The following is an 11,492-nucleotide window of genomic DNA, read 5'->3' on the forward strand; positions in this document are numbered from 1 at the left end:
CCTCATGCAACGTCGCAGTTTTGTTCAAGCCTCTTTGGCAATCGGTTCTTTAAGCGCTTTGGGTTCATTGGCGGGTTGCGCCTCGACAGGGCGCATTCCTGACAAAGCGCGTGTGATCGTGGTGGGGGGTGGTTATGGCGGTGCGACAGCCGCCAAATACATCCGCATGTTGTCCAATTACCAAATCGATGTCACGCTGGTTGAACCCAATTCAGCCTTTGTGTCATGCCCCATGTCCAACTTGGTGATTGGCGGCAGCAAGACCATGGCCGATATCACCACGCCCTACGACAAGCTTGCAGGCAACCACGGCGTGAACGTGGTGCGCGACTATGTGGCCAGCATCGATGCTGTCAAGAAAACCGTCACCTTGGCCAGCGGCCCCAGCATTCGCTACGACAAGTTGGTGCTCTCTCCAGGCATCGACATGATGCTCAACAGCGTGGAAGGCTTGCAAGCCGCCAATGCATCTGGGCAAATCTTGCACGCATGGAAAGCAGGCGCCGAGACCTTGGCGTTGCGCAAGCAGCTCGAAGCCATGGACGATGGTGGCGTGTTTGCCATCACCATTCCCGAAGCGCCCTACCGCTGCCCGCCCGGCCCTTACGAGCGTGCCAGCCAAGTGGCGCATTACTTCAAGCAACACAAGCCCAAGTCCAAGGTGCTGATCTTGGATGCCAACCCAGATGTCACTTCCAAAGGCCCGTTGTTCAAGAAGTATTGGGCTGACAATTACAAAGGCATGTTGGAATACCGCGGCCAACACAAAACTGTGGCCGTGGATGCCAAAGCCAAGACGCTCAAGTTTGAAGTGCAAGGCGATGTGAAGGCCGATGTGATCAACATCTTGCCCACCATGCGTGCAGGCACGATTGCGATTCAAAGCGGTTTGGCCAATGCCAACGCACGCTGGTGCGGTGTGAACTACCAAACCTTTGAATCCACGCAAGCCAAAGATGTGCACGTGATTGGCGACTCGATTTTGTTGGCCCCCGCCATGCCCAAGTCGGGTCACATGGCCAACTCGCACGGCAAGGTCACTGCAGCGGCCATCGTGGCGCAGTTGTCAGATTTGCCCGTCAACCCAGACCCCTTGCTCACCAACACCTGCTACAGCTTTGTGAACGACAAGCTGGTGGTGCACGTGGCCTCGGTGCATCAATACGATGCCAAAGACAAGACCTTCAAAACCGTGCCAGGTTCGGGTGGTGTGTCCACCGCACCCAACGAACTAGAAGGTGTTTACGCTTGGAACTGGGCGCAAAACATTTGGGCTGACAGCTTGCTTTAAGTCCGTAACGCAGCCACCGTCGATTGCAGCTCTAGCGCCCACTCTCGGCGGTTGCGTCCATCGGCTGTTTGCTTGTCGCCGTAGCGCACTTGCGCCAGCAAAGGCGGCGCGCACAGCGTGCGCCAAAGTGACCCAATCAAGGTGTCATCATCGCGATAGCACGGGGCTAGGCTGACTTGATGGGTGCGCGCATCGATGAACTGCAAGGCAATGGGCTGGATGGGCGCATTCACCGAAATCGCGGCTTGCAACAAGTTGGCATGAAACGGCAGCAACGTGATGCCGTCGCCCGTGCCGCCTTCGGGGAACACCGCCAGCACATGGCCTTGTTGCAAAGCCTCAGCCATTTGATGCACCACGCGCAAGGCATCGCGGTTGGAAGATCGCTCAATGTAGAGCGATCCACCGCCCGTGGTGAGCGTGCCAAGCAAAGGCCAGCCACGAATTTCAGCCTTGGCCACAAAGCGGCAATGGCAAGCGGCATGCATGACCAAAATATCGAGCCAAGAAATGTGGTTGGCCGCCATCAGCACAGGCCCCGTTGCGGGGTGGCCCTTGACACGAACCTCAATGCCAATCACCGCCAACATGCCGCGCGCCCACACCTCCACATAACGGGCTTGCTGATCGTCGCTGTAGTTAGGAAATTGGGTACGAATATCCCAATACGCCACCAAGATGCAGCCAATGACGCGCACAAATTTGACAAGGGCCAACAGGTGCTTCATCACGTCCCCCTGAAGGCAATGCGGCCCGCCACCAAGGTGGCTTTGACGCGTGCGGGCATGACCATGCCCGTCATGTCAAACGCAAACGGGGTGTGTTTGCCTTGGCTGTGCAAGGCATCGGGAGTGACCTGCCATTCCACGGCTGGGTCAAATACCACCACGTCGGCGACGCCGCCCACGTGTAACTGACCCAAACTCTCACTCTGGCCCTGCACTGGGCCCAACACTTTGGCCGGTTGCGCCGTCAGCACGTCAAGGGCACGCAGCACGCTCACTTTGCTTTCTTGCGCCCACTTGAGCGAAAGGCTGAGTAACAGCTCCACACCGGTTGCCCCCGACTCGGCCTCGGCAAACGGCAGAGCCTTGCCATCGATGTCGATGGGCGTATGGTCTGACACCAACGCGTCCAGCGTGCCATCGGCCAAAGCGGCGCGCAGGGCATCGCGGTCGCGCTGTTGGCGCAACACTGGCGTGACGCGTGCACGGCTGTCAAAGTAGCCAATGTCATGGTCACTCAGGTGGAGCGAATTGATGCTCACGTCCGCAGTCAAGCGTAAGCCTTCATGCTTGGCAGCACGCACCAGCGCCACGCCTTCAGCACTTGAGATGCGGCACAGGTGCACGCGGGCTTTGGTGGTGCGCATCAACGCGAAGATGGTGTGCAGTGCAATGGTCTCTGCTGCCACTGGCACGCTGCCCAAACCCAAACGGGTGGCCAGCGGCCCGCTGGCGGCCACGCCACGCCCCAAGTGAAGCTCTTGCGGACGCAGCCACACGGTGTAGCCAAAGGTCGATGCATATTGCAAAGCGCGTTGGAGCACTTGGGTGTTTTCCAGTGGCACCTCGGCTTGGCTAAAGCCCACACAACCTGCATCCGTGAGGTCTGACATTTCGGTCAGCACTTCGCCCTTCAAGCCGCGGGTGAGAGCGCCCAATGGGAACACGCGCGCGCGGTGCAGTTTTTCGGCACGGAACTTGAGCATCTCGATCAAACCTGGCTCGTCCAACACAGGGTCGGTATCAGGTGGGCAGACGAGGCTGGTGACGCCGCCCGCTACAGCGGCCATGAGCTCAGAAGCCAGCATGCCTTCATGTTCGTAGCCAGGTTCGCGCAAGCGCACTTGTAAGTCCACCAAGCCGGGGGCGACGATACAGTCTTTGGCCTCTATCGTGTGTTCGGCTTTGAAATCGGCGGGCAAGCTTTCGCCACGCTTGGCAATGGCAAGAATGTGGCCATGCGCCACCGCGATATCCGCGATGTGGTCAAAGCCAGAGGCTGGGTCGATGACGCGGCCGTTTTGAATCAAGATATTCATGCTTCATTCCCCGCCACGATCGACATCACAGCCATGCGCACTGCAATGCCAAACGTCACCTGAGACAAGATGACACTTTGTGGCCCATCGACCACAGCAGAGTCAATCTCCACCCCTCGGTTGATAGGGCCAGGGTGCATCACGATGGCGTCGGGTTTGGCCAGTAGCAACTTGTCTGGCGTGAGGCCAAACGATTTGAAATATTCTTGGCTCGAGGGCAACAACGCGCCGCTCATGCGTTCGTTTTGCAAGCGCAATGTGATCACCACATCGCAACCCTTGATGCCCTCTTCCAAGTTGTTGAACACCTTCACACCCATGGCCGACAAATCGCTGGGCACCAAGGTCTTGGGGCCCACCACGCGCACTTCGGCGCAGCCCAGTGTGGTGAGTGCGTGGATGTCCGAGCGCGCCACACGCGAGTGCAACACGTCACCCACGATGGCCACGGTGAGGTTGGTGAAATCACCTTTGTAATGACGGATGGTGTACATGTCCAGCAAACCTTGGGTGGGGTGAGCGTGGCGGCCGTCACCCGCGTTGATCACGTGCACATGCGGTGCCACGTGTTCGGCGATCAGGTAAGGCGCACCCGACTCGCTGTGGCGCACCACAAAAATATCAGCCGCCATGGCACTCAGGTTGGCAATCGTGTCGAGCAACGACTCGCCCTTGGCCGCCGATGAACGCGCGATGTCGAGGTTGAACACATCCGCCGACAAACGCGTGGCGGCAATCTCAAACGTGGTGCGCGTACGCGTGCTGTTTTCGAAGAACAGATTGAACACGCTCTTGCCCCGCAAGAGCGGCACTTTTTTGACTTCGCGGTCATTGACAGACACAAAATTGGCCGCAGTGTCCAAGATATGCGTCAAGATGTTGCGCGACAAACCTTCGGTGGAGAGCAGGTGAATCAGCTCGCCATTTTTGTTGAGTTGTGGGTTGCGTTTGTAGAGCATGTCAGGCCTTTACTCGCTCTCGACTGAAAAATTGAATTGCCCGTTTTCGTCTTTGGTCAACGCAAGCGATTGGGTGGCAGGCAAGGCCACACGGGCCGCGGCAAATTGAGCCTCAATCGGCAGTTCGCGGCCACCGCGGTCCACCAGCACGGCCAACTGCACATGAGCAGGACGTCCGTAGTCAAACAATTCATTGAGCACCGCGCGGATGGTGCGGCCGGTGTAGAGCACATCGTCCAGCACGATGAGGTGCGCGCCGTTGACTTCAAACGGCAGCTTGGTTTGGCCGCCATCCGCCAAGCCGCGCTGCGCAAAGTCGTCTCGGTGCATGGCTGACGAAATGCTGCCTGCCTCGCCCTCCAGGCCCAAGTCTTTTTGCAACCGTGTCGCCAACCAAGCGCCGCCAGAGGTGATGCCCACCAAGCGTGTGGAAGGCGTGAGCATGCTGCGCACGCCTTTCAAGAGCTCGGTGTACAAGCTCTCTGCGTCCAGCATGAGGTTTCCGTGGATACTCATAAGTTCTCTCGAAAAAATTGATTCAGGATGATGCATGCCGATGCCGCATCTGCATCCTTGGCGCCTTGGGATTGGGCTTCGGTAGTGCTGTAGCGCTCGTCCACTTCAAACACAGTCAATTTGAAACGTCCGTGCAACTGACGCGCAAATTTTTTGGCCTTGGCGGTGTTGTCGTGCGCTGCACCATCGGGGTGATACGGCACGCCCACCACCAGTGCGTCGGGTTGCCAGTCGGCGATACGCTGCGCGATGATGGGCCAGCGAGCTTCGCCCTCGGCGTTGACTGTTGCCTGCGGTTGTGCTTCATGCAACAAGCGGCTGCCATAGGCCACGCCTGTGCGTTTGACGCCAAAGTCAAACGCTAAGAATGATTGAAAGTGGTCGGGCACTGCAAGTTTGGCCGCGGACACCAAGGGCGCAGCTTGCGCGCTCATGAGTGCCCCACTTCACTGGACAGCATCCACGATTCCAGGCCCAACAACTTCATCGCACTTTCGTAGCGTTGCTCGACCGGAGTGTCAAAAATCACCGCCATGTCTGCGCCCACCGTCAGCCAACTGTTTTCGGCCAGCTCGGACTCCAGTTGGCCTTCACCCCAAGCCGAGTAGCCCAGCGAAATCAACACACGTTTGGGTCCTGCCCCCATGGACAGCGCTTCGAGCACATCTTTGGAGGTGGTCATCTCTAAGCCACCGGGAATGCTCATGGTGGAGGCGTAGACCGATTCTTTGTCGCTCACAGCGAGGAGAGCTGACGCCTCTTGGGCCAACTCTGCAGGTGCTTGGGCTTCTATCAGTGATTGTTGAACAGGGGTTTGGCCCAAGGACTCGGCCTCATGGTTCCATAATGCGTCGTGCAACACAAAGCCGCGCTCGGTGTGGACGGGGCCACCTTTCAAAACGCAGGCATTCATCAGGTCTTGGCGATGCAGAGGCAAATCGACTTTTTCGAACAAACCCTTCATGGACAGTTCACCGGGTTTGTTGATCACCAATCCCATCGCGCCGCGTTCGCTGTGCTCACACACATAGACCACACTTTTGGCAAACGTCTCATCCTCCAAACCGGGCATGGCAATCAAAAAATGATGCGTCAGGTTGATGGAGGCAGAATCAGCAGTCATGCAGCAATTTTAAAGGGTGAACATGCCAAAGCTCACACATCATTCGCCCCATGTGCCCAAAGGGCTGATGTGGTTTCGCCGGGACCTGCGCGCTTTTGACAACGCAGCGCTGTTTCACGCGCTCAAAAGCTGCACACAGGTGCACTGCGTGTTTGTGTTCGACAAGGCCATTTTGGACAGCCTGCCTCGGCTAGACCGCCGTGTGGAGTTCATCCGAGAATCCTTGGTAGCACTAGACGCCGAGCTGCACGCCGTGGCTGGCCAAGCGGGTGCAGGCCTGATTGTGCGCCACGCCTTGGCCGCCCACGAAGTGCCACGCCTGGCCCATGAACTGGGCGTGCAAGAGGTGTTTGCCAACCATGATGACGAGCCTGACGCCTTGGCTCGCGACGCCCAGGTGCGGGGCGGCTTAGCCAACTTTGGTATTGGTTTTCAAACCTTCAAAGACCACGTGGTATTTGAGCGCAGCGAGGTGCTGACCCAAATGGGCAAGCCCTACGGCGTGTTCACCCCTTACAAAAACGCATGGCTCAACAAAGTGAACGGCTACTTTTTAAAGTCTTACCCGGTGGGCAAATACATCAAGGCTCTGGCTGCGCGACCCCCAGCTTACCAACTGCCCGTGCCAAGCTTGGCGGATATTGGCTTTGCGTCCACCAATCTCAGCAGCTTGCATGTGCCAACAGGCAGCCCGGGCGGCTTGGCTTTGTTTGAAGATTTCTTCGATCGCATGGACCGTTACGACGAAACCCGCAACTTCCCCGCCGTCAAAGGCCCCAGCTATTTGAGCGTGCACTTGCGCTTTGGCACGGTGTCGATTCGCCAATTGGCATCCACCGCGCTCAAGCGCATGCGGGTGGGCTCGGCAGGCGCAGAGGTGTGGCTGTCAGAGCTGATTTGGCGTGATTTTTATCATCAAATCTTGCACCACCACCCGCGCGTGGTGACAGGTGCCTTCAAGCCCGAGTACAACGACATCAAATGGGAGCAAAACAAGCACGCCAAAGAATTATTCGCAGCGTGGTGCGAGGGCCGCACGGGCTATCCGCTGGTAGACGCTGCGATGGCGCAAATCAACCAAACCGGCTATATGCACAACCGACTGCGCATGGTGGTGGCAAGCTTTTTGACCAAAGACCTTGGCATCGACTGGCGCTGGGGCGAGCGCTACTTTGCGCAACACCTCAACGACTTTGACCTCGCCGCCAACAATGGCGGCTGGCAATGGGCCAGCTCCAGCGGCTGTGATGCGCAGCCCTACTTTCGCATCTTCAACCCCACCAACCAAAGTGAAAAATTTGACCCCGAAGGCAAGTTCATCCGACGCTATGTGCCCGCATTGGCCAAGCTCAGCAACAAAGCCATTCACGCGCCGTGGTTGGCCAAACCTATAGAACTCGAAGCGGCAGGATTGGCGTTGGGGCGCGATTACCCCAAACCCATCGTGGACCACGCCGAGGCGCGCTCGCGCACATTGGAGCGCTACGCAGTGGTCAAAAAAAGTCAATGACACAACTCGGCCATTTGGCCCAACAAGCCTCGGGCGCAGTCATCTGACTTAGCCCAAGCTCATCAGCGCTTATTTGGCTCTGAGTGCGGCCAATACTTGTGGCTGGGCCTCGCGCACACTGCCCACGGCAAAATGCTGCAACAGACGACCGACCTCTTGGGCGCCGCTGAGGCTGGTTTTGATGTCCTCGGCCACACGCTTGGCGCGCAAGCGGGCGAGTTGCAGCGCCAAAGCATCGGCCACTTGTTGAACGGCAGTGAGTTGCACATCGTCAGCCAGTTGGGCCATGCTTTGCACATCCAGCTGGGCTTCGATGGGCAGGTCTGACTCAGGCGACTCGGACCAATCATTGAGGATGCTCACCAAACGCTGCGAAATCACATCGGCTTGCTCTAAAAATAGCAGATGGTTGATGGTTTGCAGCGTCTCGTCGACCGGCTTGTCGATCTGCTTGAGCTGCTCTCGCAGCTGCAACCCGCTTAACACCTGAGAGGCCGCACTTGCCTCGGACTCTTGAAAACTGCGATTGGGGGCCAAACGCAGGCCTTCAAAAAAATGGGTGGCCAGCGACCAAAAAGTGCGCCAAGCTGCCAAGGTCTCAGCGTCTAGCTGTCGCTGACACAACAGCTCTAGCTCGCGTGCTGCTTGCAGATTCAAGGCAGGTCGCTGTCGCAGCAAGGCCAGCACATGGCTTTCAAACTGCGCGCGAACTTGCATGGCCTTTAAATCTGCACCATTTCAAAGTCTTCTTTGCGCGCTGCACACTCTGGACATGTCCAATTCATGGGGACATCGGCCCAAGCAGTGCCGGGGGCAATGCCGTGTTCTGGCGCGCCGGCCTCTTCGTCATAAATCCATCCACAAATCAGACACATCCAGGTATTTGCCACAGTATTTCTTTCATCAACGCATAGAATGATTTGCATTGTATCGACCCACTTATGGCGCTAGAAAATACCCCCCTCCCCACCGAAATTGCCCTGTCTGACGAAACCAGCGGAGCGCCTCCTTGTATTTTGGTTTTCAATGCCAACGACCCCAGCGGGGCGGGTGGCTTGTCTGCTGACATCTTGGCTGCGGCCTCCGTGGGTGCACATGCCCTGCCTGTGGTGACTGGCACCTACATGCGCGACACGGCTGAAATTTTTGACCACATCGCCTTTGATGACGATGCAGTGGCCGAGCAAGCACGCAGCGTGCTGGAAGATGTGGGGGTGCAAATCATCAAAGTTGGGTTTTGCGGCAGCCCCGATAACCTGAGTGTGATTGCCGAAATCAGCACCGACTATGCCGATGTGCCCGTGGTGGCTTACATGCCCAACCTCTCGTGGTGGGAAGACGAAAAGATTGACGATTACTTAGACGCCTTTCGCGAGCTGATCTTGCCCCAAACCACCGTGTTGGTGGGCAACCACAACACCTTGTGGCGCTGGCTATTGCCAGATTGGAGTAACGAGAAAAGCCCCAGTCCACGTGACATTGCGCGCGCTGCCGCCGAAGTGGGCGTGCCCTATGTGTTGGTGACGGGCATCAACCACCCCGACCAACACATTGAAAACGCCTTGGCGACTGCCCACACGGTGATCATGAGCGAACGTTTTGAGCGCTTTGATGCCTTGTTTTCGGGTGCGGGCGATACGCTGAGCATCACATTGGCTGCCGTGCTGGCCGCCGGCACCGACCTCGAGTTAGCCTCCCGCGAAGCGCTGAACTACCTCGACCAAAGCCTCAACAGTGGATTCAGACCAGGCATGGGCCACGTGCTGCCCGACCGCATGTTTTGGGCCGAAGAGGATGCTGAAGGCGAGGAAGGTGATGCCGCCGACGGCCTGCCCGCCACCGCGGAAGACTTCTCGCTACCCCGTCACGAAACCAAACATTAATTCCCAAACTCCATGACCGATCTGAACCAAACCCTGTTTGACCGCGCTGCCCAAGTCATCCCCGGTGGCGTGAACTCCCCCGTGCGCGCGTTTCGCGCGGTAGGCGGTACGCCTCGCTTTGTTCAACGTGCGCAAGGCGCTTACTTTTGGGATGCCAATGGCCAACAGTACATTGACTACATCGGCTCTTGGGGTCCCATGATTTTGGGCCACGGTCATCCGGTGGTGTTGGAGGCTGTCCAAAAAGCGGCCCTGGATGGTTTTTCGTTTGGCGCCCCCACTGAGCGCGAAATTGAACTCGCTGAAGAAATTTTGAAGCACGTGCCGTCCATGGACATGGTGCGCTTGGTCAGCTCTGGCACCGAGGCTGGCATGAGCGCCTTGCGTTTGGCACGGGGCGCAACGGGGCGTAGCAAGTTCATCAAGTTTGAAGGCTGCTACCACGGCCATGCCGATGCGTTGTTGGTCAAAGCGGGTTCTGGCCTCGCCACCTTTGGCAACCCGACCAGCGCGGGTGTGCCGCCCGAAGTGGTGCGCGACACCTTGGTGCTGGAATACAACAACATCGAGCAACTGGAGCAAGCCTTCGCGCTTCACGGCAAAGAACTGGCCTGTGTGATGATCGAACCGATTGCAGGCAACATGAATTTTGTGCGTGCCAGCGTTCCCTTCATGAAACGCTGCCGTGAGCTGTGCACTGAGCATGGCGCTTTGTTTGTGTTTGACGAAGTGATGACGGGTTTTCGCGTGGCTCTGGGCAGCGCGCAAAGCGTGTATGCCAAACTCATTCCAGGCTTCAAGCCAGATGTCACCGTGCTGGGCAAGGTCATTGGCGGCGGCATGCCACTGGCCGCATTTGGTGGCCCGCGCGCCATCATGCAGCAACTCGCACCCACAGGCCCTGTGTACCAAGCCGGCACCTTGAGCGGCAACCCTGTGGCCACAGCCTGTGGCCTGGCCACCTTGCGAGAAATTGCCAAACCTGGCTTCTACGAAACACTGGGAGCGCGCACGCAAAGCTTGGTGGATGGCCTGACGGCTGCAGCCGCCCAAGCGGGCGTGGCGTTTAGCGGCGACTGCCAAGGCGGCATGTTTGGTTTCTTTTTGTTGCCCGAGTTGCCTAGCAACTACGCCAAAGTCATGACCAGCGACAGCCCCAAGTTCAACCAACTCTTTCACGGCTTGCTCGACCGTGGCGTCTACATCGCCCCTGCGTTGTATGAAGCAGGATTTGTCAGCGCTGCACACACGGACGCTGACATTGCGCAGACCGTGGCGGTAGCCGCAGAGGTATTTGCGCAGCTATGAAAAAACTCATCCTTGCCCTAGCCACTGCGGCCGTGTTGCCGGCGGCGCAAGCCCTTGATTTGGCACGCACATGGGTCAACCCAGGCTTTTACTCCTTGCATTTTGAGCGTGACAAAAACCTCAACAACGTCAACACAGGTCTAGGCATTGAGGTGCCCCTGAGCAACACCTACGCGTTCACCGCAGGTGTGTTTGAAAACAGCAACCGCGCGACCTCCCACTATGTGGGCCTGTATGTCATGCCTTTTGAGATCGGGTCGTTCAAAGCAGGTGCGGTGGTGGGCGGATTCAACGGCTACCCCAACGCCAATCAAGGCGGCTGGTTTCCGGCACTCATCCCTGTCATCGCTATAGAGGGACAACAATTGGGAATGAATGTGAGCTTCGTGCCCACCGTGCAAAACCAATTACACGGCGCGATCAGCTTCCAACTCAAATACCGCTTTAAGCCTTGATTGCATTTTTAGACTCTCGTCCTGACACGGCGTATTTCCCCAAAGGACACCCATGAAAAAAACATTCCAACTTAAAGCTGAAGGCAAACACCCTGAGCGCTTGCTTGAGGCCATCAAACACGACATCCGCAAATACCTCAAACGCGAACGCCGCCGGGACGTGCCTGATGGCGCTGACTTTTGGGACTTCGACTGCAAATTTGGCTTGACCGAAGAAACCGCTGAAGTGGTGCACATGGCCAACGTCATCACCTGCATTGACAACGCTGTGGCCAACCAAGCCACGCAGTTTTATTTAGAGCTACTGGCTAAGCCTGGCGTGCGCACCAAGCGACCAGCGGGTGAAGCAAAGGAACACCAAGAACGTCACGCATTTGATGGCTTTGACGACTTGGACGATTGA

General features: G+C 57.5%; 14 protein-coding genes. 6 read left to right on the top strand and 8 right to left on the bottom strand.

Features of this window, described 5'->3' with window-relative positions; all coding sequences use genetic code 11:
* The first annotated feature begins 4 nt into the window (after positions 1–4).
* Complete coding sequence (locus V7Q41_RS01885; protein WP_333842062.1) at positions 5–1,291, top strand: NAD(P)/FAD-dependent oxidoreductase; 1,287 nt, start codon at positions 5–7, stop codon at positions 1,289–1,291.
* Here the strand turns inward: V7Q41_RS01885 and V7Q41_RS01890 are convergent.
* The 6 genes from V7Q41_RS01890 to V7Q41_RS01915 are packed head-to-tail and all read right to left on the bottom strand — an operon-like array spanning position 1,288 to position 5,933.
* Positions 1,288–2,019, bottom strand: a complete 732-nt coding sequence (locus tag V7Q41_RS01890) for a lysophospholipid acyltransferase family protein (RefSeq protein ID WP_333842065.1) — start codon at positions 2,017–2,019, stop codon at positions 1,288–1,290. The genes V7Q41_RS01885 and V7Q41_RS01890 overlap by 4 nt on opposite strands.
* On the bottom strand, positions 2,019–3,335 hold the full coding sequence (locus V7Q41_RS01895; protein WP_333842068.1) for a dihydroorotase: 1,317 nt from the start codon (positions 3,333–3,335) through the stop codon (positions 2,019–2,021). Before V7Q41_RS01895 ends, V7Q41_RS01890 begins: the two co-directional genes overlap by 1 nt.
* Positions 3,332–4,294, bottom strand: a complete 963-nt coding sequence (locus V7Q41_RS01900; RefSeq protein ID WP_333842070.1) for an aspartate carbamoyltransferase catalytic subunit — start codon at positions 4,292–4,294, stop codon at positions 3,332–3,334. Before V7Q41_RS01900 ends, V7Q41_RS01895 begins: the two co-directional genes overlap by 4 nt.
* Before the next feature lie 9 nt (positions 4,295–4,303).
* A complete protein-coding gene (gene pyrR / locus V7Q41_RS01905; RefSeq protein ID WP_333842071.1) occupies positions 4,304–4,810 on the bottom strand; it encodes a bifunctional pyr operon transcriptional regulator/uracil phosphoribosyltransferase PyrR in 507 nt (168 codons plus the stop codon).
* Positions 4,807–5,244, bottom strand: a complete 438-nt coding sequence (gene ruvX / locus V7Q41_RS01910) for a Holliday junction resolvase RuvX (protein WP_333842074.1) — start codon at positions 5,242–5,244, stop codon at positions 4,807–4,809. Before ruvX ends, pyrR begins: the two co-directional genes overlap by 4 nt.
* Positions 5,241–5,933: a YqgE/AlgH family protein gene (locus tag V7Q41_RS01915; protein ID WP_333842078.1), complete on the bottom strand. Its 693-nt coding sequence runs from the start codon at positions 5,931–5,933 to the stop codon at positions 5,241–5,243. Before V7Q41_RS01915 ends, ruvX begins: the two co-directional genes overlap by 4 nt.
* A 22-nt stretch (positions 5,934–5,955) precedes the next feature.
* Between V7Q41_RS01915 and V7Q41_RS01920 the strand changes: the two genes are divergently transcribed.
* On the top strand, positions 5,956–7,443 hold the full coding sequence (locus tag V7Q41_RS01920) for a cryptochrome/photolyase family protein (RefSeq protein ID WP_333842080.1): 1,488 nt from the start codon (positions 5,956–5,958) through the stop codon (positions 7,441–7,443).
* A 69-nt stretch (positions 7,444–7,512) separates the two neighbouring features.
* Here V7Q41_RS01920 and V7Q41_RS01925 read toward each other — a convergent pair whose 3' ends face one another.
* Together V7Q41_RS01925 and V7Q41_RS01930 are read right to left on the bottom strand one after the other, a co-directional pair.
* Complete coding sequence (locus tag V7Q41_RS01925; protein WP_333842082.1) at positions 7,513–8,160, bottom strand: hypothetical protein; 648 nt, start codon at positions 8,158–8,160, stop codon at positions 7,513–7,515.
* Between the two features lie 5 nt (positions 8,161–8,165).
* Positions 8,166–8,369 (bottom strand): rubredoxin, encoded by a 204-nt coding sequence (locus V7Q41_RS01930; RefSeq protein ID WP_333842084.1) that lies wholly within the window; start codon positions 8,367–8,369, stop codon positions 8,166–8,168.
* A 15-nt stretch (positions 8,370–8,384) separates the two neighbouring features.
* Between V7Q41_RS01930 and thiD the strand changes: the two genes are divergently transcribed.
* From thiD to V7Q41_RS01950, 4 genes are read left to right on the top strand one after another with little or no spacing between them, the layout of a single operon-like run.
* Entirely contained in the window at positions 8,385–9,326 is a 942-nt protein-coding gene (gene thiD, locus V7Q41_RS01935) for a bifunctional hydroxymethylpyrimidine kinase/phosphomethylpyrimidine kinase (protein ID WP_333842086.1), read from the top strand.
* Positions 9,327–9,338: 12 nt separating this feature from the next.
* Positions 9,339–10,634, top strand: coding sequence for a glutamate-1-semialdehyde 2,1-aminomutase (hemL, locus tag V7Q41_RS01940; RefSeq protein ID WP_333842089.1), 1,296 nt, complete (start codon positions 9,339–9,341; stop codon positions 10,632–10,634).
* Positions 10,631–11,089: a hypothetical protein gene (locus V7Q41_RS01945; RefSeq protein WP_333842090.1), complete on the top strand. Its 459-nt coding sequence runs from the start codon at positions 10,631–10,633 to the stop codon at positions 11,087–11,089. Before hemL ends, V7Q41_RS01945 begins: the two co-directional genes overlap by 4 nt.
* 52 nt (positions 11,090–11,141) lie before the next feature.
* Positions 11,142–11,492: a DUF6172 family protein gene (locus V7Q41_RS01950; RefSeq protein WP_333842093.1), complete on the top strand. Its 351-nt coding sequence runs from the start codon at positions 11,142–11,144 to the stop codon at positions 11,490–11,492.

The organism is Limnohabitans sp., from assembly GCF_036804465.1.
Classification (GTDB): Bacteria; Pseudomonadota; Gammaproteobacteria; order Burkholderiales; family Burkholderiaceae_C; genus Limnohabitans.

Excerpts from the sequence above, each read along its gene's own strand:
- V7Q41_RS01885 (WP_333842062.1), top strand. The coding sequence starts at position 5 with ATGCAACGTCGCAGTTTTGTTCAAGCCTCTTTGGCAATCGGTTCTTTA.
- V7Q41_RS01890 (WP_333842065.1), bottom strand. The coding sequence starts at position 2,019 with ATGAAGCACCTGTTGGCCCTTGTCAAATTTGTGCGCGTCATTGGCTGC.
- V7Q41_RS01895 (WP_333842068.1), bottom strand. The coding sequence starts at position 3,335 with ATGAATATCTTGATTCAAAACGGCCGCGTCATCGACCCAGCCTCTGGC.
- V7Q41_RS01900 (WP_333842070.1), bottom strand. The coding sequence starts at position 4,294 with ATGCTCTACAAACGCAACCCACAACTCAACAAAAATGGCGAGCTGATT.
- pyrR (WP_333842071.1), bottom strand. The coding sequence starts at position 4,810 with ATGAGTATCCACGGAAACCTCATGCTGGACGCAGAGAGCTTGTACACC.
- ruvX (WP_333842074.1), bottom strand. The coding sequence starts at position 5,244 with ATGAGCGCGCAAGCTGCGCCCTTGGTGTCCGCGGCCAAACTTGCAGTG.
- V7Q41_RS01915 (WP_333842078.1), bottom strand. The coding sequence starts at position 5,933 with ATGACTGCTGATTCTGCCTCCATCAACCTGACGCATCATTTTTTGATT.
- V7Q41_RS01920 (WP_333842080.1), top strand. The coding sequence starts at position 5,956 with ATGCCAAAGCTCACACATCATTCGCCCCATGTGCCCAAAGGGCTGATG.
- V7Q41_RS01925 (WP_333842082.1), bottom strand. The coding sequence starts at position 8,160 with ATGCAAGTTCGCGCGCAGTTTGAAAGCCATGTGCTGGCCTTGCTGCGA.
- V7Q41_RS01930 (WP_333842084.1), bottom strand. The coding sequence starts at position 8,369 with ATGCAAATCATTCTATGCGTTGATGAAAGAAATACTGTGGCAAATACC.
- thiD (WP_333842086.1), top strand. The coding sequence starts at position 8,385 with ATGGCGCTAGAAAATACCCCCCTCCCCACCGAAATTGCCCTGTCTGAC.
- hemL (WP_333842089.1), top strand. The coding sequence starts at position 9,339 with ATGACCGATCTGAACCAAACCCTGTTTGACCGCGCTGCCCAAGTCATC.
- V7Q41_RS01945 (WP_333842090.1), top strand. The coding sequence starts at position 10,631 with ATGAAAAAACTCATCCTTGCCCTAGCCACTGCGGCCGTGTTGCCGGCG.
- V7Q41_RS01950 (WP_333842093.1), top strand. The coding sequence starts at position 11,142 with ATGAAAAAAACATTCCAACTTAAAGCTGAAGGCAAACACCCTGAGCGC.